Source organism: Paenibacillus sp. FSL P4-0127 (genome assembly GCF_038007325.1).
Classification (GTDB): domain Bacteria; phylum Bacillota; class Bacilli; order Paenibacillales; family Paenibacillaceae; genus Fontibacillus; species Fontibacillus macerans.
Genome location: NZ_JBBOWY010000001.1, coordinates 2,296,168 through 2,316,013 on the forward strand (window position 1 = coordinate 2,296,168; position 19,846 = coordinate 2,316,013).

General features: G+C 54.0%; 14 protein-coding genes and 1 riboswitch. Of the genes, 10 read left to right on the forward strand and 4 right to left on the reverse strand.

Annotated features, from left to right (window positions below; all coding sequences use genetic code 11):
- Nucleotides 1–136: 136 nt before the first annotated feature.
- From NYE74_RS10255 to dnaI, 3 genes are all read left to right on the forward strand, one after another.
- On the forward strand, nt 137–310 hold the full coding sequence (locus NYE74_RS10255; protein WP_082207686.1) for an anti-repressor SinI family protein: 174 nt from the start codon (nt 137–139) through the stop codon (nt 308–310).
- Nucleotides 311–534: 224 nt separating this feature from the next.
- Nucleotides 535–2,073 carry a DnaD domain protein gene (locus NYE74_RS10260; RefSeq protein WP_124333710.1) on the forward strand — a complete coding sequence of 513 codons (1,539 nt, stop codon included), beginning with the start codon at nt 535–537 and terminating at the stop codon, nt 2,071–2,073.
- A gap of 40 nt (nt 2,074–2,113) precedes the next feature.
- Nucleotides 2,114–3,067: a primosomal protein DnaI gene (gene dnaI / locus NYE74_RS10265; protein ID WP_036620126.1), complete on the forward strand. Its 954-nt coding sequence runs from the start codon at nt 2,114–2,116 to the stop codon at nt 3,065–3,067.
- 553 nt (nt 3,068–3,620) lie between these two features.
- On the opposite strand, the gene NYE74_RS10270 is transcribed toward dnaI, so the two are convergent.
- Nucleotides 3,621–3,776 (reverse strand): YqzM family protein, encoded by a 156-nt coding sequence (locus NYE74_RS10270; RefSeq protein ID WP_115311354.1) that lies wholly within the window; start codon nt 3,774–3,776, stop codon nt 3,621–3,623.
- A 321-nt stretch (nt 3,777–4,097) separates the two neighbouring features.
- Between NYE74_RS10270 and trxA the strand changes: the two genes are divergently transcribed.
- Both trxA and uvrC read left to right on the forward strand, forming a co-directional pair.
- Nucleotides 4,098–4,415 (forward strand): thioredoxin, encoded by a 318-nt coding sequence (gene trxA / locus NYE74_RS10275; RefSeq protein WP_036620128.1) that lies wholly within the window; start codon nt 4,098–4,100, stop codon nt 4,413–4,415.
- Between the two features lie 146 nt (nt 4,416–4,561).
- Nucleotides 4,562–6,844 (forward strand): excinuclease ABC subunit UvrC, encoded by a 2,283-nt coding sequence (gene uvrC / locus NYE74_RS10280; RefSeq protein WP_316560637.1) that lies wholly within the window; start codon nt 4,562–4,564, stop codon nt 6,842–6,844.
- Nucleotides 6,845–7,344: 500 nt separating this feature from the next.
- Here the strand turns inward: uvrC and NYE74_RS10285 are convergent, their stop codons facing one another.
- Nucleotides 7,345–9,102 carry a CPBP family intramembrane glutamic endopeptidase gene (locus NYE74_RS10285; RefSeq protein WP_341004778.1) on the reverse strand — a complete coding sequence of 586 codons (1,758 nt, stop codon included), beginning with the start codon at nt 9,100–9,102 and terminating at the stop codon, nt 7,345–7,347.
- A gap of 283 nt (nt 9,103–9,385) precedes the next feature.
- Nucleotides 9,386–9,555, forward strand: a riboswitch (cyclic di-AMP (ydaO/yuaA leader).
- Nucleotides 9,556–9,621: 66 nt separating this feature from the next.
- Between NYE74_RS10285 and NYE74_RS10290 the strand changes: the two genes are divergently transcribed.
- The 3 genes from NYE74_RS10290 to NYE74_RS10300 all read left to right on the forward strand — a co-directional run bounded on the left by NYE74_RS10290 (nt 9,622) and on the right by NYE74_RS10300 (nt 12,960).
- Nucleotides 9,622–10,965, forward strand: coding sequence for a TrkH family potassium uptake protein (locus NYE74_RS10290; protein WP_051985826.1), 1,344 nt, complete (start codon nt 9,622–9,624; stop codon nt 10,963–10,965).
- A 23-nt stretch (nt 10,966–10,988) separates the two neighbouring features.
- Nucleotides 10,989–11,651 carry a potassium channel family protein gene (locus NYE74_RS10295; protein ID WP_124333056.1) on the forward strand — a complete coding sequence of 221 codons (663 nt, stop codon included), beginning with the start codon at nt 10,989–10,991 and terminating at the stop codon, nt 11,649–11,651.
- Nucleotides 11,652–11,712: 61 nt separating this feature from the next.
- Nucleotides 11,713–12,960: a cation:proton antiporter gene (locus NYE74_RS10300; RefSeq protein WP_124333057.1), complete on the forward strand. Its 1,248-nt coding sequence runs from the start codon at nt 11,713–11,715 to the stop codon at nt 12,958–12,960.
- Between the two features lie 68 nt (nt 12,961–13,028).
- Here the strand turns inward: NYE74_RS10300 and NYE74_RS10305 are convergent, their stop codons facing one another.
- Nucleotides 13,029–15,929, reverse strand: coding sequence for an S-layer homology domain-containing protein (locus NYE74_RS10305; protein WP_341004779.1), 2,901 nt, complete (start codon nt 15,927–15,929; stop codon nt 13,029–13,031).
- Nucleotides 15,930–16,039: 110 nt separating this feature from the next.
- On the reverse strand, nt 16,040–16,951 hold the full coding sequence (locus NYE74_RS10310; RefSeq protein WP_036620140.1) for a LysR family transcriptional regulator: 912 nt from the start codon (nt 16,949–16,951) through the stop codon (nt 16,040–16,042).
- 367 nt (nt 16,952–17,318) lie between these two features.
- Here NYE74_RS10310 and NYE74_RS10315 point away from each other — a divergent pair, with 367 nt between their 5' ends.
- Both NYE74_RS10315 and sdhA read left to right on the forward strand, forming a co-directional pair.
- Entirely contained in the window at nt 17,319–17,990 is a 672-nt protein-coding gene (locus tag NYE74_RS10315; protein WP_036620144.1) for a succinate dehydrogenase cytochrome b558 subunit, read from the forward strand.
- Between the two features lie 107 nt (nt 17,991–18,097).
- Complete coding sequence (sdhA, locus tag NYE74_RS10320; RefSeq protein ID WP_036620146.1) at nt 18,098–19,843, forward strand: succinate dehydrogenase flavoprotein subunit; 1,746 nt, start codon at nt 18,098–18,100, stop codon at nt 19,841–19,843.
- Nucleotides 19,844–19,846 lie beyond the last annotated feature (3 nt).

The window sequence follows — 19,846 nt, forward strand, 5'->3', positions numbered from 1 at the left end:
AATAAGAACTAAGGAAGCTTTCTGGCTGAAAGCCCGTAATCCATTGGCACAAAGTCTCAGATCTAAGGTAGGGACACTAAAATGGCTGGTCTGTCCGGGGACAAGCCTAAATAATGATCTTAGGAGGGGATTGTTGTTGAAAAAATCCGCCCAGGTTATTGTTCGTGACCGGTGCCCCGGGGAAATCGACCCTGAATGGGTGGTTCTGCTCGCCATGGCCAAGGATGCGGGGATATCCATCGAGGAGGTTCGGCGCTTTTTGTCGGGGGAACGATCAAATTATGCACAATGGCATTTATATCATAAATAGCTCTGAATAGAGAGCTGGCGAATCGTCCCCCGAGCGGAGCGGGACGGTTCTTTTTTTTTCGGCGATTTTTGTTCGGAGGCAAAAAGGGGCGTAAAACGCGGCGCCAGCGCGGTGTGAGGGGAAAAACGGCGATTTTTGTATGCCAAAGGCGATTCAGGGCGAAGCCTTTTATGCTAAAATAGATAAAGTCTATTTGTGCGTGAGAGGGAAGGGGCGATAAAGCCGTGCGCATGAACAACATGCTGCATTTTACCGAAAATCACCGTTATTGCGTATACCGCGACTTCAGTCTCAGCCCGGTGGACGGAAAGATGCTGGCCATGATCTACCAGCCGATGGTCGGGGCGTTTGCCGTGGCGTTGTACCGGCTGCTGGCGGAACAGGTTCCGCTGGAGCAGGTCGGTTATTCCAGGGTCGAGCAGCAGCGGAGGCTGTTCCTGACGCTGGGGGTGGACCCGAGCGAAAAGGGGAGGAAGTTCCTGATCGAGCAGGCTTCCAAGCTGGAGGCCGTCGGCCTGCTGCAGACCTGCCGCCTGTACGTACCGGACAGCGACGATTATATGTACGAATACGAGCTGCAGGCGCCGCTGTCGCCTGCAGAGTTTTTCAGAACCCAGCATCTGACGCTGCTGCTGCGCGACAAAATCGGCAAATTTGCCGTCCTGGCGCTGCGGGAACAGCTGTTCAGCAATGAACCGGAGGCTTGGGCAGGCGTAACTTATAACAAAGAAAATATTTCCGTACCGTTTTACGATATTTTTGAGTTGAATACGCACTCGATCGATTACGAGCTGGAGCAGGCGATCGCCGAGACGTCGATCGCCCGGCAGCCGGGCGTGCTGCTGGGGCCGGAGGAAGAGGCGATCAATTACGCCGACATTATTCTCCGGTTTCCCCGGGAGTCGCGCAACCGCCCGTTTGTGGAGGCGCTGCGCTTTGACCCGGAAAGCATGGGGATCGTGAATTACATCGCCCGCAAGTACGATTTAGGCGTGCAGGACATCTGCCGGCTGCTCGACGAGGACGGCGTGTTTGATCCGGCCGGAGCCATCCTGCTGGACGAATTGCAGTACAGGGCCAATTTGCAGTTCCGGCAGGGAAAACGGCGCAAGGAGGCGCGCGAGGTTGCGTACGGCAAAATCGTCTCGCTGCGCGGGGGAGAAGCGGCGGGTTCGGCGGCCCAGTCCATCAGCCATCCGGAAGAGGTGGCGGTGCAGATGGAGTATTACGTGGATGTTCCGCCGCAGTTCCAGAGCAAATGCGATGTTCATCAATACAATATGATGCTGCGCAACGAGCCGTATACCCGGCTATTGAAGACGTTTTTTCCGGGGACGGTGCCGGACAACCTGCTCGATATTTTTGAAAAAGTCGATTTGAACTATAAGCTGCCCGGCGAAGTGATCAACGTACTTATCCATTATTTGATGTCGCTGTTAACCTCCGGCGGGGAGCAGCGGATCAACCGCAATTTCATCGATGCGATCGCGGCGAACATGCTGCTGAAACAGGTCGACACCTATGAGAAGGCGGTTCAATACATTAGGGACCAGGCCAAGGTCAAGGATAAAGCGGCCGGCAACGCGGCGGCGGCCGGGGGCGCCAAACGGGGAAGATCCTACGCCGGCCGGAGCGCGAAGCCGAAGCCGGAGATTCCGATCGTACAGCAGTCCGGGGATGACCAGGCTTTGTCCGAAGAGGAATTTGCCGAGCTGATCAAGATGGCGGAGCAGATGCAAGCCAAAAAGCAAAAAGGGATATGAATCATAACGGGCCATGGGGGCCGGGGAAGGTGAATGCGACATGGAATCGCTGGGGGAACTGCTGTCGCAAATGAAAAGCTCGCAGCTAAGGCAGCGCTCGGAGGAACTGGCCGCGAGACTCATGAACGATCCGCTGGTCTGGGAGCTGCGCAGCAGCCATCCGGAGCTTGAACAGCAGCAGCTGATGCGCGGCATGGCCAAGCTGTATCAATATGTGAACGACCGCCGGCACTGCGAAAACTGCCCCGGGCTCGCGAATTGCCCGAACGATTTTCCCGGGCATTATACGAAGCTGGCGGTGGAGCAGCTGGGCGGCAAGCCGGAGCTGGTGGATCTGCAGGTGCCCTGCGGCAAGCAGCTGCAGTATGAGCGGGAACTTTCCGTGAAAAAGCGGATCCACAGTTTTTATGTGGATGAACGGGCGCTGGAGGAAGGCTACAGCGAAGTGGAAATTATGTCGAAGGACAGCTTGCGGGCTCCGGCCGTTGCCCAAGTGTTCCGTTACATCAACGAGATTAGGGAACAAGGCCTGAAGCCTAGGGGGCTGTACCTGGAAGGGCATTTTGGCACGGGCAAAACGTTCCTGATGTGCTATCTTTTGCACGAGCTCGCCAAAGAGGGATATTCCGGGGCGATCGTGTATATGCCCGAATTCGTGGAAGAGCTGAAGTCGATGCTGCAGGACAGCGACAAGCTGCGTGAAACGGTGGAGATGATGAAGCAGGTGGATCTGCTCATTTTTGACGATATCGGAGCGGAAAATTTGAACCCTTGGGTGCGCGATCATGTTCTGGGTTCGATTTTGAATTACCGGATGAACCGCAAGCCGACTTTTTACACGTCGAATTATTCGCTGAACGCGCTGGAGAAGCATTTAAGCTTCACGAGCAAGGACGGGGAAGAGGCCCATAAAGGCCAGCGGCTGATGGACCGGATCGCGCCGTTTGTGGAGGTCGTCCAGGTTCGCGGGACGAATAAGCGCGGGCGGTCTTGACAGGAAGCTTGGCAGGGGGCGCGGATTAAACGGCTGCGGCTTGGGGCCGAGCGTGAGGTGAACGGCCGCATTTTGGCCGCATCCTTGGAAGTAACCTTGTCAACTCCGGACCGGATGCCTGCCCTCTAAGCGCCGGACGCGCCATAAAACGGCTGGGGCTTCCATCCGCCAAGTGCACTTAGCTTGCCGCCGCCGTGGGGGGCGGTCCACGTTTGCTGAGGCCGCGGAGATAACGGTAAAAAATTCCGCTATTTTCTCCAAGGTAAGGGCTTGGCATAAAATAACGGAATTTTTTACCTCTATTGTTGCCGGATGGGGGGAGAAAGGCGTTTTTTTCAAGCTTAATTAGAAAATAGGGACCGAAAGTTCCGCTATTTTCTAAGCGAAGGGCAGCACCGCAGAAATAACGACATAAATTACCGCTATTTCCGGGAGGGGCCGGTGCCTTCCCGAACATCGGCAAAAAACCGGACTTCCCGAAGGAAGTCCGGTTTTTTTGCCGCCGTGCCGTGCCGTAGCGAGCGTCAATGCCGGAGGTATGTAGGCGCTTCAATTAACCGGCAATAAATTTAATGATAACCATCCCGAAAAAGATCACGATCATTAACGTCAGCATGCCGAAGAAACCGTTCATCAGATCGAACAGGTCGTTGCGCGGTTCTTCGTTAATATGCTGCCGTGGATCGTTCGCATGCGTGTTTGCATCCATAGCGATGGGGCCTCCTCGCGAATTTATCGTGTCGTCAACTACATTTGTCATAGACAATTCGTTTTCAGGTTATTCTTAGTATAACCAATCGCTTTTCACTTTGTAAAGAAGAAGGGATGGGCCGAGCACTTTCTTTTTTTTAGTGGGATGTGGTATAATTGGTTCGGCAGCTGTCGCTCAGGGAGAGATCCCTGAAAATGTTCATCTTGGAACGTTTTACCGGCGAACGGTCTGCATCATTCTCACATTCAATCCAATTGCTGGGCTGAAGCAGCAGGTATTTGACGCGCTCCCAAGCAAACCTATAAGGAGGAGAATATCATGGCCATTGTTAATGTATCCGATCAGTCTTTCAATAGCGAAATTGAAGGACAAGGTCCGGTTCTAGTTGATTTCTGGGCTCCCTGGTGCGGTCCCTGCAAAATGATCGCTCCGATTTTGGAGGAGTTGTCGGCAGAAGTGGGGGACTCGGTGAAAATCGCCAAGCTCAACGTGGATGACAATCCGGAAACGGCTTCCCGTTTTGGCGTAATGAGCATTCCTACCCTGATCCTGTTCAAAGACGGTCAACCGGTCGACAAAATCGTCGGGTTGAACTCGAAAGACACGCTGAAAAACCTGATCGCCAAGCATCAATAAGACAGGGATAAGGCGATAGGGACTTTTGCTGCGCGCCTTGGATTACGCCTCCGGTTTCGTCCGGGGGCGTTTTCTGTGTAAGCGGTGTACGCCTTCGGGCGGCGCGGATGTTTTTCTAAATTCCATGCGGGAGGAGGATGAAGGGCGTGGACTCATTTGTCAACGAAGCGCAGGGGCAGGAGCAGGAGAAGGCGTTGGAGGCGATTCGCCACAAGCTGGCGTTGCTGCCGGATTTGCCGGGCTGTTATTTAATGAAAAACAAAGACGGCAAAATCATCTATGTCGGCAAAGCCAAAGTGCTGAAAAACCGGGTCCGTTCGTATTTTACCGGCAGCCATAACGGAAAAACGCAGCGGCTGGTCTCGGAAATCCGCGATTTCGAATATATCGTAACCGGAAGCAACATGGAGGCGCTCATTTTGGAGTGCAACCTCATTAAGCAGCATCATCCGCGTTATAACGTGCTTTTGAAGGACGACAAAACCTTCCCTTATATCAAAATTACGAATGAACCGCATCCCCGGCTCGAGGTGACCCGGCGGGTGCTTAAAGATAAAGCGAAATATTTCGGTCCGTACCCGAACGCGTATGCGGCCCAGCAAACGAAAAAGCTGCTCGACCGCATGTATCCGCTGCGCAAATGCAACGTGATGCCCAAAGAGGTGTGCCTTTATTACCATATGGGGCAATGCCTGGCGCCATGCGTGCAGGAGGTTCCGCAATCGACCTACGACGATATGACCCAGGAAATAACGTCGTTTCTGAGCGGTGGGCACGAGGAGATCAAAAAAGAGCTGGAGCGCAAAATGCATGAGGCGGCCGAGGAGCTGCAATTCGAGCGGGCCAAGGAACTGCGCGACCAGATCATCAATATCAACGCGCTGATGGAGAAGCAGAAGATCACGATGAAAGACGCCAAAGACCGCGACGTCTTCGGCTTTGCCGTCGACAAAGGCTGGATGTGCGTGCAGATCCTGTACATGCGGCAGGGGAAAATGATCGAGCGGCATGCGTCGGTATTCCCGTTTTACGGCGATGCATACGGAGATTTTCTGTCGTTCGTCACGCAGTATTACAGTGAAAATCCGGCCTTGCCGCAGGAGATTTTGCTGCCGGAGATGAAGGAGGATGCGGAGGCTGAGGCCGCTCGGGCTGAGGGGGATCCGAAGCGCGGAGCTGAGCCGTTCGGGGCTGCGGCTGAGCGTCGCGGCGAAGACGGAGCGGAGCCAGAGCCGGTAGGCCTGGGGCCGGAGGCCGCGGCTGGGCAAGCTGCGGGGCAGGAAGGCGCGGACGGTGCGGTACCGGCGCTGGCTGCACTGGCGGGGCTGGCTCCGGCAACGGAAGGCGCGGACAGTCCGGTGCTGAGTCCGGGAGTCCAGGCCGTGCCGGCCCCAGCGCCGGAAGGCGAGAACGGCCCGGTGCCGACGCCAGGGGCGCAAGCGGGGGAAGCCATGCAACTGGAAGGCGAGGCTGGCCCGGTACCAGCGCTGCGTGGCGAGAACGGCCCGGAAGCTCAAGCCGGCCCGGAAACCCGGTCCGCGGAGCAGCCGGCGGCGCTGGATTCGGCCTCCGGAGCGGCGGCGCTGCAGGAATGGCTTGGCGTCAAAACGCTGGTGCCGCAGCGCGGCCTGAAGAAGCAGATGGTGACGATGGCCTTGGAAAATGCGCGCGTGGCGCTCGACGAGAAATTCCGCCTGATCGAACGGGATGAGGAGCGGACTTCGAAGGCGGCGGAAAACCTCGCGCGGGCGATCGGCCTGGAGAAGGCGTCGCGCATCGAGGCGTTCGACAACTCCAACATCCAAGGGACGAACCCGGTATCGGCGATGGTCGTGTTTATCGACGGCAAGCCGGCCAAGAAGGAGTACCGCAAATACAAGGTGCGGACCGTACAGGGACCGGACGACTACGAAACGATGCGCGAGGTGATCCGCCGCAGGTACGAACGGGTGCTGAAAGAGAACCTGCCGCTTCCCGACGTGGTCGTAGTCGACGGGGGCAAAGGGCAGATCTCCGCCGCGACCGACGTATTGGAAAACGAGCTGGGCCTCTATATCCCGGTGTGCGGCCTGGTCAAGGACGCCAAGCATAAAACGGCGCAGCTGATGGCTTTTGACCCGCCCGAGCCGATTCATCTGCCGCGCGACAGCCAGGAGTTCTACCTGCTGCAGCGGATTCAGGATGAGGTTCACCGCTTCGCCATCACGTTCCACCGCGAGCAGCGCGGCAAGTCGATGGTCGTTTCGCGGCTCGACGCGATCCCCGGCATCGGGGAGAAACGGCGCAAGGCGCTGCTGAAGCATTTCGGCTCGCTGAAAAAAATCAAAGAGGCTTCAGTCGAAGACTTCCGGCCGCTTTCGATCGGCGACAAGCTCGCCCGCCAAATTATCGACGCCCTGCGGGACGAGGACGTGCCGGAAGAATTGTAAACTACGGCCAGTTTTGGAGCCATGGCTTACCATGATCGCAAGGAGCGGGAGCGTGATAGGGATCCAAAGTCACTGGCGGCGTTGCATTAACTTTTGCTCAAGCTTTCCCGTAAAAGCTATCCGAAATCTAACGGTTGCAGCAGCGGCTATTTGCCGAAAAAAGACCTTTTCTAAATTCTAACGGTTATGAGCGCCGTTATTTGCCTGAATCCAAGCAGAAATTACCGGTTTTCAGCGAAATAAGCTCCATGGCAACCGTTACAATTTGAAATCAACGGGATTGGAACAAATAGCGCTTGTGGCAACCGTTAGAATATTGGTTTGCCCAGAAAAGGTAACTTTCCACAGATTTAAATGCAGCGCTAGTGCCAATTGCCGCTATTTTGCGGAAACAAATGCAACGCTCACTCCTCTCTGCTCCTTAAACCAAAAAACCGTCGAAGCAAAAATTGCTTCGACGGTTTTTTGCGTTCTGCAGGGTCAACCCTCTTCACAGCCGCCTAAGGCTGCTGCAGCAGCTGCGGAGATTGCGGGGGCTCCGGCTGCTGCGGCTGCAGCGGATGCAGTGGCGGTGGACCCTGCGGCGGACCCTGCCGCTCCTTGCCCGGCGGGTTGAACAGATAGATGACGTAAGCGACGATCGCCGGCAGGGCGATGTAGACCAGACCGGCGGCGATGTTCACCGCTCCGCCCATAAACATCAGGCTCAGCGCCATAAGGATGCTGTCAAAGATCACGTGCGAGAAAACGACGGTCGGAAAGCCGTAGCGCAGGAAAATGAAGCTGAACAGCAGTCCGATAAAGGTCAACTCGATCGGCCGTGAAATGACCGGATAGATCGGATACAGCGTATGGCCGAAAGCCCAGATCAAGGTCGTCAAAAGACTGGCGATGAACGTGCTGCGGAACAGCTTTTTCAGCATCGGAATGCCGAACAGCCGGTAAACGGCTTCCTCGCCGATCCCGGCCACCCAGGCGAGCAGCGGGAACAGGAGCGGGTAGACCATGTTGTACGGCGATTGTGTCGCATCGGTCGTCGACCAGGTATGAATCGTTCTTTCCAGAATGAAGAAGACAACCGACTGCACCCCGAGCAAAATTAAAGCCCACGCATAACCGTCGGCCACCGCGGTCAGCACATGGCGGCCGTAACCTTCCTCCCTGGACCGCGCCCACAGATTGATGCCGTTTTTCCGCCACAGTCCGTCCCCGCCGACGAGCGAGAAATATACCGAGGCGGCAAGAATCAGGGTGACGAGTCCTTGAATCACGAACCCTACCGTCAGCACGATCGGATCGAGCCCGTCCTTTTCAAACACAGGCAGCATGTTGACCGTCCCGATGACGGACAAGACGAAGTAGGCGCCGGCCAGAAAAATCCCGCGTTTAAAAGTGGTATGCGCCCGCGTCAGCGCGCTGTATACGATGGCCAGGATGCCGAGCACAAATGTGAACAGGGCGTATCCGGCAAAGGTAAGCCAGTTGGCCAGCCGCGTCTGCCCGGCGACGTAATCGGCATGCGACTCAGGAACGGAGAAGTAGCTTTCGAATGACGATACGGCGCCGTATTCGTAGCGGATATCGATCGTCGCTTGCGACTCCCCGAGCTCATCCCCCTTGATGTGATAGAGCAGACCGACATCGCCCTCGCCCGACACGCGCTCAAGGCGGGCTGGGTCAAAGCCGAACGCGGCCAGATAAGGCGCGGCCAGCCGCTCCTTCTCCTCCAGCGTCAAATCGCCCTCCCAGGTGCGCAGCGAGTCTGGCGTTTCGGTACCGTAGTCCAGCATCATCTGCTTTTTCGCATTGCTCGAGGAAACGATTTCCTCGAACCCGACCACTTTGCCGGTGGTCATGTGAACGTCGACGGTCAAAGCGCTAAACACATCGTTTGGTTCGTTGAAACGGACGCGAAATACGTCGTACGGAAATTGCTTGTCATACGTCTTCAGGAAAGGGGCGAGCAAATCCGCCTTCGTTAAATAACCGTACAGATCGGAGCGCGATTCATAGGTAACGAGCGCTTTTTCGGGATGACCGGCCAACTCGATGTTCAGCACCGACTTTGCAAATTCGATAGCTTTCGTTCTGGCCTGCGATTTGGCGATGACGTCATCCGACTGTTCCATCTGCAGCGTGTCGGAAGCGGTTGTCGGAAAAATCTGGACGATGAAGAAAATGACCAACCCGATCAGGGCCATCAGCCAAAGCGTTTTTGTCTTCAGCCTGCGGCTGGACGGTTTCATAGGTGAAAACATTACAAAACTCCTTTAAAATTTTTTGTTCTCAAGTATGATTTTGCGCGAAGTACATCACAGTAAAGATAACATAGTGGAATTTCCAACGCCAGTTGAAGGCAAAAATGATGAAAAGATGCAATAATCCCGTTATACCCTAGCATGGCTCAGATTGGACGGCAAGAAGATCGGGGATTTGCCGTTTCCAGCCCTTTTTCACTGTTTTTAATCAAAATGAACCTTTGTAGTGGAAGCCAATAAGGATTATAATCCATTTGACGAAAACGGAATGAAAACAATTGAAAAAATATTAAGGCCTAATTTCGATTTCGAAAACGGGGGAACCGATTTTTTTGGGGTGAATTTCGCGCGATTGTGGCGGCAGCCGGTATGGCTGCCTTGGTCGGGCGATTAGGGCAACTGTGCATGCCCGAATCCGTCAGCTAACCTCGTAGGCCTCCTGCAACAGGAACCAAACACCGAAAGGCATTGGATTTCCAGTGCTTTTTTCTTTTGTTCTTTTTTCACGACAACAATGGGGTGAATGAATTGTCTTTCAAAAAAATCAGCTTTTCCCCGCCGCAAATTTTGGTGTTGGGTTTTGCGCTCATCATTTTGCTGGGATCGCTGCTGCTGATGCTGCCGATTTCCAGTGCGGCCGGGGAGACGCTGCCGTTCGTCGACGCGCTGTTTACGGCGACTTCGGCGACATGCGTAACGGGACTGGTCGTCGTCGACACCGGGACCTATTTTTCCACGTTTGGCCAAATCGTAATCATGCTGCTGATTCAGGTCGGCGGACTTGGGTTCATGACCATGGCCACCTTGTTTTCGCTCGTGTTGAAACGGAAAATCTCGCTGAAGGACCGGCTGATCCTGCAGGAGGCGATGAACCAGAACACGATGGAGGGGATCGTCCGGCTGATCCGCAAGGTGCTGCTGTATTCGCTGGTCATTGAATCCTGCGCGGCGCTGCTGTTCGCGATTCGCTGGGCGTTTGACATGCCGCTGGGCCGGGCGCTGTACTTCGGCGTTTTTCACGCGGTATCCATGTTCAACAACGCCGGGTTTGACCTGTTTGGCGAATACCGGAGCTTGACGTTGTACGTGGCCGATCCGCTCGTCAACTTCGTGGCGATGTTTCTCATCGTGTCCGGGGGCATCGGGTTTATCGTGCTGTCGGACATCATTGATTTCCGGCGCCGCCGCAAGCTGTCGCTGCATTCCAAGGTGGTGCTGTCGATGACGTCGGCGCTGATCGTGGTCGGGGCCCTGGTCATATTTATATTCGAATTCACCAATCCGCGGACGCTAGCCCCGCTCGGCTGGGGCGGGAAATTTTGGGCCGCGCTGTTCCAGTCGGTGACGCCGCGGACGGCCGGGGCCAACACGGTCGATATCGGCGAGCTGCGGCAGGCTTCGCAATTTTTTATGATCATCCTGATGTTTATCGGGGCTTCGCCCAGCTCGACCGGCGGCGGGATCAAAACGACGACCTTCACCATTCTCGTCGGCGCGGTCATCTCCATGATCCGCGGACAGTCGGACCTCGTCCTGTTCCGCTACCGGATGGCCCAGGAACGTATTTTCAAAGCGGTCACCATCACGATGCTCGCTTTATTTCTTGTGGTGGCCGTCGCCATGGTGCTGTCCACGACCGAGGACGCCAGCTTCCTGAGCATTCTGTTCGAGACGACCTCCGCGTTCGGCACCGTCGGGCTTACGATGGGGCTTACCGGGAAACTAACGGTAATCGGCAAAATCCTCATCAGCTTTACGATGTTCGCCGGAAGACTCGGGCCGCTTACGCTAGCTTATGCGCTTGGACCGAAGAAAGGCAAGGAATTGTACCGCCATCCGGAAGGCAAAATGATTATAGGATAAGATAAGGGGACTTGAGATTAAACATGAAAATGCAGCAGTTTGTAGTCATCGGACTGGGCCGGTTCGGCTCCAGCCTGGCTCTGGAGTTGATGGACCTCGGGTATGAGGTGCTCGGGATCGACCGGGACGAAGAGGTGGTAAACGAATTGAGCGACCAGCTGACGCATGCCGTCGTGGCGGACGCCACGGACGAGGAAGTGCTGAAATCGCTGGGCGTCCGCAACTTCGACTGCGGGATCGTCGCGATCGGTAACGATATTCAGATGAGTATTTTGGCGGCGATTTTGCTCAAGGACTTGGGGATCAAAACCGTGGTCGCCAAGGCGCTCTCCGTCTTGCACGGCCGCGCGCTGCAAAAGCTTGGCGTGGACCGGGTTATTTTTCCGGAACGGGATATGGGCGTCCGCGTGGCGCATCAGCTCGTGACTCCAAATCTGCTGGATTACATCGAATTGTCCAAGGAATACAGCATCGTGGAAATGAACGTTCCCGCTTGCCTTGACCGGAAAAACCTGGGCGACATTAACCCGCGCGCCCGTTTCGGCTGCAGCATCGTGGCCATTCATCGCGACGGAAGCATCCTGGTGGCGCCTACCGCCATGGATCAGCTGCAAGAAGGGGACATTATGGTCATCATCGGATCGAAGAGAAATATCGAAGAGTTCGAGGAAGTCATTAACGAGTAATTATTATCGGGTTATTAAGAAAAAAGAGTTGGTTCACTTTGGATGGTTGGGATGTGGCGGAATGGAATCGGCTGTAACCGAAGCGATACATCATTTTCTGATCTTAATTTTATTCGTTATCAGCGTTGGCGTAGTATCGGGCAAACTGGCGGCATGGCTAAGGCTGCCGGATGTGGCGGTGTTCATCGCCGTCGGGATGCTGCTCGGTCCGGGGCTTGGGCTGATTCATGAACAAAGCGGATCGCTGATCAATCAATTGATATTAACGGTCGGGTCGGCGCTGATTTTGTTTGACGGCGGGCGGAATTTGCGGCTGAGCGGGCTTCGCAACGTATGGATTACGTTATCGCTGCTCAGCGTACCGGGCGTGGTGATTTCGACGATCGTCATGGGCGTGGGTGTTCATTACTTGTTCGGCGTTGATTGGATTTTTGCTTTTTTGGCCGCGGCGGTCATCGCCTCCACCGATCCGGCTTCGATCATTCCGGTATTCAAGCAGGTAAAAATCAAGGAGCGGGTCCGCGAGACGGTGGAGAGCGAATCGGCGTTTAACGACGCTACCGGCTCGATCTTGACGTTTTCGCTGCTGGCCGCGGTGGCCGGCGGCGGGGCGCTGGACGTTGGCGCCATGTCCTGGGAGTTTGTCCAAACCGCGCTCGGCGGAATTCTTGCCGGACTGATTATCTCGGGCATACTGACTTATTTGGCGGGACATGCCCGCCACGGCTATTTTCGCGACTATTCCACAATCGTCATGACGGTCTGCGCGTTATCCTCATACTTGATCGCCGATTTGCTGCATGTCAGCGGGTTTATGGCTACGTTTGTCGCCGGGGTGATCTGGGGAAATGCCGAAACGTTCGGTTTGTCCCTGAAAGACAATCATGTGGAAATGAGCTCTTTCGCTGAAAATATGACGGTTATGCTGCGCATGCTGATCTTTGTGCTGCTGGGCAGCCAAGTGAATTTTGCCACGCTCGGGCAATTTTTCTGGCCAAGCCTGGCGGCGGTGCTGATCTTGATGTTTGTGGCCCGCCCGCTGTCGGTGCTGCTGTGCGCCTGGCCCGACCGCAAGGTGAAGTGGACGTGGCGCGAGCTGCTGTTCATGTGCTGGGTGCGCGAAACCGGGGTGATCCCGGCCGCCTTGTCCGGCATGATTGCGGGGATGGGAATCGCTCATTCCAACGTGATTACCGGGCTGGCTTTTATGGCGATTGTGCTGACGATCATCATTCAAGCGAGCACCACCGGCTGGGTCGCCAAAAAACTCGGTTTGGAAGTCAAAGAAACCGCCACCGGAAAGCCGTAAGGCTTGGGTGGCGGTTTTAGTTTTCAATAGTCTAACTTGAAGGCTCTAAATTAGCTCGTCAGATTCAGCTATTCCAAATTCAGCTTATCCAACACCCGCTTGATCATTACCGTCGCTTGAGAGCGTGTTGCGTTCCCCTGAGGCTGGAAGGTATTTGTCGTCACCCCCTGGATAACGCCGGCCTTTACTGTTTTGGCTACAGCTTCTTGATAACGAATCTTGGAGGCATCCTTAAACTTCGTCAAAGCCTGTGCCGGTGTGCCGTTTAAGGTAGGCTCATATTTGCCATAATTCAGGGCACGCACCATCATCAAAGCCATTTCCTCACGGGTAATATACTGATCCGGTCTGAATTTCCCGTCAGGGTATCCTGTAATGATCCCGGCCTTGCTGGCAGCGCCTATGTAGCCCCCGCGCGTATCGAGCTTCACGTCCGGATAAACCTGCGCTTCCTTTATATCTGTGCCTAGTCCCAGCGCTTTGGCGATGTACTCCGCGAACTCTGCACGCGTAATATTCCGGTCAGGCTCAAATGCGTTAGAATCGCTTTTACGTGGACTGACTACAAATTTCGAGGTCAGCTCATCAATATCCGCTTTTGCCCAATGCTTCCCGGTGTCCCCATAATTAGCAGTACCTGAAGCTGGGCCAACGATCAGGCCGCCTGAAGCTGCTGATTCCGCCCCCGCATTGGACGATCCTGACCCCGCTTGTCCGGAGGCAGATCCCGAACCGGATGCCCCGGCTCCGCTATTCGCTGGATTGCCGCCAGGATTTCCGCTAAATACCAGCGTCCCGTTGCTTGCGGAAATTTTAGACGGAATTGGAATGATCGTCTTGTTGACTGTGTCGTATTTCACTAACGTTGCATTTGCAGATGTTACCTTACTGCCGGTAATGCGCAAATAAAGCTTCCCTGCATGAGAAATATTAAACAAATGGGCAGCCGCGTTAAGATTAGACGCATCTGATTCAGAAACCACAATGATTCTAATGCGTATAGGATTGCTTGCCTGGTTCACGTAAACCCCATTTATAGTCATCGGTATGGAAATCTGGTCAGGCGAAACAAATTCCAGTTGAATAATCAAGTACAGCGTATTTAAAGAATCTACACTTAGTGTCCCGTTATTCAAGGACTTGGCAATTTGCGCAAACGGAATCTCCTCGACCGGCAGCTCATACATCGTTTCATTGTATTTAATTGAAAATGAAACAAGCTTACCGCGATTGTAACCTTCATACAGTGCGCCAAGCGGGATAGCCACCTCAGCGGCTTTCTCCGTCGCCGGCACCTCAAAAATTAACGGTTCGCGTTTGCTTTTATTCGTATTTATGGAGATCAAGAATTTAATGGCTTCTTGCAGTTGTGCTGCGCCGATTGTATATCTTGAGATATTTTGCCCGCCAACCGATACACTGCTTGATGACTTAGCCGTACTTAGATTTAGCAGATAACCGCCAAGTCCGAAGTTAGAGCTGGAAATCGCCGTTACAAAGGACGGCATGCCTTGTGCAGCTGGCGGCTCTGATCCTGTGCTAGCCTTGCCTTTTACAACATAATCAATGTAATAGCTCCCATAAATGCCGTCCAAGTCCTCAATTGAATCCGCACCATCGACAAAAGAAACGGTAACATTATCGTTCTCCGCCAGCGATGAAGCCAAAGTCAAAATAACCTGGCTGCCGGCAATTTCAACTCGGGTGATCCGCAGCTCTGACTGATTTACACGCACAATGAATTGATTTGGATTCAATTTTTTGCTTTTTAGCGTTTTATTATAAGTAATGGTAATTGTGTTCCCTTTGCCCTCAATACCTATCAATGATAATGTTGACTTACTGCTGGTATTGCTCACCTTATAGCTGCTGATTTCCGCAAGCGCCTGCCCAGAGCTAAGGACTAGCTTATTACTCGCTTTCGGGGTGTACGATAATTCCACCAAATCACTTGCTTCAATAGCTGTCACTAATTCGATATACAGATAGCTTCCGGAAGAGTATACCTTGGAAATTTCTCTTTCCCGCTGGTTAACCACCACCTTGAAGCCTGTCGTTGCGATGCTGTTATTTGTGCCAAGCGGCTTGCTATATTTTAAAATAATCGTATTATTCGTAATCTCTCCACTTTGAAGGACAGGAGCCTCGCTGCTATTCTTGTCCGTCTCCGTCTCGTATAAACCCTCCCAGCCGTTCATATATACAGCCCCTGTCTGAGCATCCGCTGCGGCACCCGCACCAATGTACAGATAATACCTGCTTCCCTTGTCCAACTCATGAACAGGCTTTATAAACAAACCTGAACCGGAGGCTCTAACCTGAACAGCCAGTTGCGCATCATTTTCTTTTTTCTTAAAAACTATGGCGGATTCGTTATTAATCTTAATGTTGCGATTAAAAATCATCGTAAACTCGGTATCCACGGGAATGTTCGTACTTCCCCCAAGTGGTGTCACACCTAACATTTGCAATGGCGAAGTCTCTTCCGCCGCACCAGCATTGACGGTATTGTTAGTGCTGCCGGCGGCTGTCTCGGTTTTTGTTGTGAAAAAATACTGAACAGCAGGGGAGGCAATGCTCCGGTTCTCCGCATCCACAAAATTGCCTTCTTCAGCTTGTACAACGTATGTCGTGTTATACTTTAACTGCGGCAGCAGCAGTGTAACTTCATTCGTACCCTTCCCCGGGCTCCCATCACTAAGGACCGTCTCGATATTGGACAAGGGTTCCTTACCTTTTTCGGACACTTTAAGCGAATCCTTATTGATCTGTACCTTGCGGTCAAATTGCAGCTTAATAGATTTAGTTGCGGCTGGGTCAACATTGCTGGCCCCATTTTGCGGATTCATCGTAATCCGAATTCCGCTAGCACTGCCGGCGGCGTGTATCATTGATGTCGGCGCCGCGACCCCAAGCAGTAAATTCAGTACTAAGATTGCAATGATCCCCGTTGATAGCTTTCTCTCCATTTTGCGTTTCTCCTCTCAAAAATAACCTGCACTCTATATTATCGGCTATTTGCCCTTCCTTGTTGCGAAGGATTTGAAATATTGTGCACTTGTTAATTCTCCGCATAAAATTACAGCGACAGCTCCTCCACCAGACTTTCCCTAATTTGCGTAAACCACTCTTTCGTTTCGCTGGTCAGCTCCGATTTCTCTCCGTAAATCAGGCAAGTTTCTCTACGGGTCTGCTCCAGTTCGGGGATCGGCACGGACACCAGCCCGTTGTCCCGCAGCAGCGGCCTGCGCAGGTACGATCTGGGGAGCAGGGAAGCCGCTTTGCAGATCGGCAGCAGCCGGACGATCGCTTCGAAAGAGTCGATCTCCATGCGGACATCGGGGACGATGCCGTAGCGGCCGAACAGGTCGTCGACCAGCCGGCGGTACCAGGTTCCTTTGGAGAAAATAATCATGGACCGGCCGTTCAGATCGTCCATCGAGGGATGGCCGTCTTGGGTTGGGGATGCGAGTTCATGTCCCTTGGGGACCACAAGCTCCAGGTGGTCCTGAAACAGCGGGATGCATTTTAACCCGGCTTCGCTGATCGAGGAGGCGACGACGCCGATGTCCACTTTTTTGTCGCGGACGTGGGAGACGATCTCATGCGTTTTCCCGGTGACGAGCTTGAGCTCGATGTCCGGGAATTTGTCCATCATCGCCTTGACCAGCGGGGGCAGCGTTGTCTGGATGGTCGTCAGACTGGCGCCCAGCGTAACGACGGTGCGTTCCGCCTTTTTGAAACGGGAGACGGCCTGCAGAAAGTTTTGATGGCGCTGCCGCTGTTCCAGGGCGTACAAATAAGCCTCTTGACCGACACGGGTCAACTCCAGGCGTTTTCCTTTGCGGTGAAACAGCGCAACCCCCCATTCATCCTCCAATTTTGCGATTTTTCGGGAAAGTGCGGGCTGCGACAAATTGAGCAGCTTCGACGCTTTGTTTAAACTGGATTGCTCCACGACGGTGGTAAATACAAGCAGTTCTTCTAACATGGGGTAACCTCCTTTTTTCGGGAAGAAAAAAATAGGGCTCGACAATTGGCGCGGATTATTGACGGACAAGTGATCGGACTATACCGGACTATACCGGACTATACCGGGCTATATGTGAAAAGCTGCTTATGTGCTTTTTGTATAACTATTAATAACTATATTGCAATTCCATTATAAGATAAAAAGGAGTAACATGAAAAGTGACACAAGATGTTCACATGTTACTTTTGTAACATAGTAAAGTAGCCTTGATGTTGTGGGATATATCATATCCAAACTGTAGGGCTGTATTAATCGATTCGTCGATTATTGTTGAAAATGCGCAAGTTCAAGGGAAGATGGAAACTAGAAAGGGGTACGCGCACTTATGAAAGGGTTTTATTCCAGAAAACTTCATTCGCTGCTCGGAGTCATTCCGCTGGGGTTTTTCATTCTGGAACACATGATCACCAACTTTTCGGCGGTGGAAGGCGGAAGCCAGGGATTTAAGGAAAGCGTGGCTTTCCTGAACAGCCTGCCGCTCGTGCTGGTGCTGGAGATCTTCGGCATCTGGCTGCCGCTGCTGTACCACGGTGTCTACGGATTGTATATCGCCTTCCAGGCGAAGCCGAATAACGGGCGGTTCCCGACGGAACGGAATCTGCGGTATTTGCTCCAGCGGATTTCGGGTGTAATCGTCTTTGCCTTCGTGATTTGGCATTTGTGGGAAACCCGCGTTCAAGTGGCGCTGGGCAATGTCACTCATGAAGAGCTTGGCGGGGTTATGCACAGCATCGTTACCCAGCCGGTTTTCTTCCTATTGTATCTGATTTCGGTCGTGGCGGCGTCCTTCCATTTCGCCAACGGGTTATGGTCGTTTATGGTCAGCTGGGGCATCACCGTCGGCCCGCGCGCGCAGCGCGTTTCCTCATACATCTGCATGGGGCTGTTCGTGATCGTTGCGCTGATGTTCGTCGGCTCGCTGTTCGCTTTCCGCGGGGCCGAATTCCAGGCGGAAGGAACGGCTTTGCTGGAGTCGGCGAAGGCGCTGCTGGCGTAACTGCTGGCGTAAGGACGAAGATTATGATTTTTGGCGGCGATATCGCGATATTTTGGGGAGCATAGCAAATCGTAACGCTATACAAAACTTTTAGGAGTTGAAATACAATGGCTAAACAAAGCGTAATTGTCGTTGGCGGCGGTCTGGCCGGGCTGATGGCTACGATCAAATCGGCCGAGGCGGGCGTGCCGGTGCATCTGTTTTCGCTTGTGCCGGTGAAACGTTCCCACTCGGTGTGCGCGCAGGGCGGCATTAACGGGGCCGTGAACACGAAAGGCGAAGGCGACTCCCCATGGGAGCATTTCGACGATACGGTATACGGCGGAGACTTTCTGGCCAACCAGCCGCCGGTCAAAGCGATGTGCGAAGCGGCGCCCGGCATCATTCACCTGATGGACCGGATGGGCGTTATGTTCAACCGCACCCCGGAAGGCTTGCTGGATTTCCGCCGGTTCGGCGGGACCAAGCATCACCGGACCGCTTTTGCCGGAGCGACGACGGGACAGCAGTTGCTGTACGCCCTCGACGAGCAGGTGCGCCGTCATGAAGCGGCGGGGCTGGTCACGAAATACGAGAACTGGGAATTCCTTTCGGTCGTGCTGGACGATGATGGCGTATGCCGCGGCATTACCGCGCAAAACCTGCGTTCCATGGAAATCGTAACGTTCGCTTCCGACGCGGTGATTTTGGCGACGGGCGGACCGGGGATTATTTTCGGCAAAACGACCAACTCGGTGATCAACACCGGCACGGCCGCCAGCGCGGTATACCAGCAGGGTGTCCATTACGCCAACGGCGAGTTCATCCAAATTCACCCGACGGCGATTCCGGGGGACGACAAGCTGCGGCTGATGTCGGAGTCGGCGCGGGGCGAAGGCGGACGGATTTGGACGTACAAAGACGGCAAACCGTGGTACTTCCTCGAGGAAAAATACCCGGCTTACGGCAACCTGGTGCCCCGCGACATCGCCACCCGGGAAATTTTCCACGTTTGCGTTGATCAGAAGCTGGGCATTAACGGCGAAAACATGGTGTATCTCGATTTGTCGCATAAGGACCCGAAGGAACTGGACGTCAAGCTCGGCGGCATCATTGAAATCTATGAAAAATTCATGGGCGACGATCCGCGCAAAATTCCGATGAAAATCTTCCCGGCGGTCCATTACTCGATGGGCGGCATGTGGGTCGATTACAATCAAATGACCAACATTCCCGGGTTGTTTGCGGCAGGGGAATGCGAATATCAATACCACGGCGCGAACCGGCTCGGGGCCAATTCGCTGGTCTCCGCCATCTACGGCGGCATGGTGGCCGGACCGAAAGCGGTGGAATATATCCGCGGCTTGAAAAAATCGGCCGACGACATCCGTCCGGACGTGTTCGATCGCTATCGCAAAGCGCAGGAGGACAAATTCGAAGGCCTGCTGAACATGAACGGGTCGGAGAACGCCTACGTTCTTCATAAAGAGCTGGGCGAATGGATGACGGACAACATGACGGTCGTCCGTTACAACGACCGGCTCGAAGCGACGATCAACAAGATTAAGGAACTGAAGGAACGCTACAAGAAAATCAACATCAACGATACGTCTCGCTGGAACAATGCCGGGGCCGCGTTTACCCGTCAGCTGTGGAACATGCTGGAGCTGGCCGAAGCGATGACGCTGGGCGCGCTGCTGCGCAACGAAAGCCGGGGCGCGCATTATAAACCGGATTTCCCGAACCGGAACGACGAGGAATTTTTGAAGACGACGAAAGCGACATGGACGCCGGACGGCCCGCAAATCTCGTATGAGGACGTGGACGTCTCTTTGATCCCGCCGCGGATTCGCGATTACTCGAAGGATAAATAGGAG

Bases quoted from the DNA above. Each gene is read 5' to 3' on its own strand.
- NYE74_RS10270 (WP_115311354.1), bottom strand. From the start codon at position 3,776: ATGGATGCAAACACGCATGCGAACGATCCACGGCAGCATATTAACGAA.
- NYE74_RS10295 (WP_124333056.1), top strand. From the start codon at position 10,989: ATGAAAATGCAGCAGTTTGTAGTCATCGGACTGGGCCGGTTCGGCTCC.
- NYE74_RS10285 (WP_341004778.1), bottom strand. From the start codon at position 9,102: ATGTTTTCACCTATGAAACCGTCCAGCCGCAGGCTGAAGACAAAAACG.
- dnaI (WP_036620126.1), top strand. From the start codon at position 2,114: ATGGAATCGCTGGGGGAACTGCTGTCGCAAATGAAAAGCTCGCAGCTA.
- sdhA (WP_036620146.1), top strand. From the start codon at position 18,098: ATGGCTAAACAAAGCGTAATTGTCGTTGGCGGCGGTCTGGCCGGGCTG.
- NYE74_RS10300 (WP_124333057.1), top strand. From the start codon at position 11,713: ATGGAATCGGCTGTAACCGAAGCGATACATCATTTTCTGATCTTAATT.
- NYE74_RS10305 (WP_341004779.1), bottom strand. From the start codon at position 15,929: ATGGAGAGAAAGCTATCAACGGGGATCATTGCAATCTTAGTACTGAAT.
- NYE74_RS10310 (WP_036620140.1), bottom strand. From the start codon at position 16,951: ATGTTAGAAGAACTGCTTGTATTTACCACCGTCGTGGAGCAATCCAGT.
- NYE74_RS10315 (WP_036620144.1), top strand. From the start codon at position 17,319: ATGAAAGGGTTTTATTCCAGAAAACTTCATTCGCTGCTCGGAGTCATT.
- trxA (WP_036620128.1), top strand. From the start codon at position 4,098: ATGGCCATTGTTAATGTATCCGATCAGTCTTTCAATAGCGAAATTGAA.